Annotated in this window: 2 protein-coding genes; both read left to right on the top strand. The window is 62.4% G+C overall.

Going from position 1 to position 1,672, the window contains the following annotated elements:
* Nucleotides 1–56 precede the first annotated feature (56 nt).
* Nucleotides 57–488, top strand: a complete 432-nt coding sequence (locus tag AC1DWF_RS31790; RefSeq protein WP_476783715.1) for a phasin family protein — start codon at nt 57–59, stop codon at nt 486–488.
* Nucleotides 489–721: 233 nt separating this feature from the next.
* Nucleotides 722–1,672: helicase HerA domain-containing protein (locus AC1DWF_RS31795; protein WP_476842539.1), on the top strand; the 951-nt coding region annotated here is incomplete at its 3' end.

The following is a 1,672-nucleotide window of genomic DNA, read 5'->3' on the forward strand; positions in this document are numbered from 1 at the left end:
GCACTATTCTGACCTTGCGACCTCCGGGAGGGCCCGGAGCCAAACGGGAGCGAGCCATGGCCAAGAAACCTGAGCCTGATACCTTCACCGACATGTTTTCCAAGTTCGGCCGCGATCTGAAGATGCCCGCGGTCGATGTCGACGCTATCGTCAGTCATCACCGCAAGAACCTCGAGGCACTGGAAAAGTCGATCAAGGCAAGTGCGTCTGGCGCTTCGTCGCTGGTCGCCAAGCAGCGCGAGATGATCCAGAGCGCGTTGCACGAAGTCACCGAGGCTGCGCAAGGCATGCGCACGCCCGGCAATCCGCAGGAATTGCTCACCAAGCAGGCCGATTTCGCCAGGCGGTCGTTCGAGGCGGCGCTCAAGAATGCCGGTGAGGTTGCACAGATCGTGCGCAACTCGGGTACGGAATCGGTTGAGATCCTGCGCCAGCGAATTCGTGAATCGATGCAGGAAATTCGCGACAGCTACGACAAGAAGAACTGATTTTTCCCGGTCAAATCCTGACGCGGCGGCAGGCAGCACCTCTCTTGTGGGTTTCGCCATACGGGCCGCGCATTGCCGGTCTTGGGGTGCTAAGTATGGCGATCACCACTGGAGCGCTGCCCGTCCATTCGGGCGCATAAAGGCGCTTAAACACTTTGAATCTGGGTATTGTGCCTTCCGGGAATCGATACCGATTCGCGGCGCGGTGCGGCAGGATTCAACTGGGGAAGAGGATGAAGGTAGGCATCGAGATGGGAGCAGCGTCCGGCGGGACGAAGGCTCAGCTTGATCTCGAAGAACTTTTGGCGACCCGATTGCTGGTTCAAGGCAATTCGGGCTCGGGAAAGTCGCACCTGCTGCGTCGCCTGCTCGAACAGAGCGCACCTTGGGTGCAGCAATGCGTCATCGACCCGGAGGGCGATTTTGTCACGCTGGCCGATCGCTTCGGCCACGTCGTGGTCGATGCCCAGCGCACCGAAGCCGAACTCACCCGTATCGCCGGCCGCATCCGCCAGCATCGCGTTTCCGTCGTACTTAATCTTGAAGGTCTCGACGTCGAGCAGCAGATGCGGGGTGCGGCGGCCTTCCTGAACGGCATGTTCGATGCAGAGCGCGATTTCTGGTATCCCGTGCTCGTGGTCGTCGACGAGGCGCAGCTCTTTGCGCCAGCCGTAGCCGGCGAAGTCTCCGACGAAGCGCGCAAGATCTCGCTGAGTGCGATGACCAATTTGATGTGCCGTGGCCGCAAGCGCGGACTGGCCGGCGTCATCGCCACCCAGCGTCTGGCCAAGCTCGCCAAGAACGTCGCGGCCGAAGCCTCCAACTTCCTGATGGGCCGCACATTCCTCGACATCGACATGGCGCGCGCCGCCGACCTGCTCGGCATGGAGCGGCGTCAGGCTGAAATGTTCCGCGACTTGGCACGCGGCAATTTCATCGCACTCGGACCCGCCATGTCGCGCCGTCCGTTGCCCGTCGCCATCGGCCCGGTGGAGACGTCGGCGCGCTCGGTCAGCCCCAAGCTGATGCCGCTGCCTGATGCCACTGACGATACGCGCGAGTTGATTTTCGCACCGGCACCGCTTGAGACGCGCCAGACGGTGCGGCGACACGTGCCGCCAACGCCCACGCCGACTGCCGACATTATCGCCCAGCTTTCCCAGGTGCGCGCCGAGGCATCGGCC

The organism is Aminobacter sp. P4_D5 (assembly GCF_056401815.1).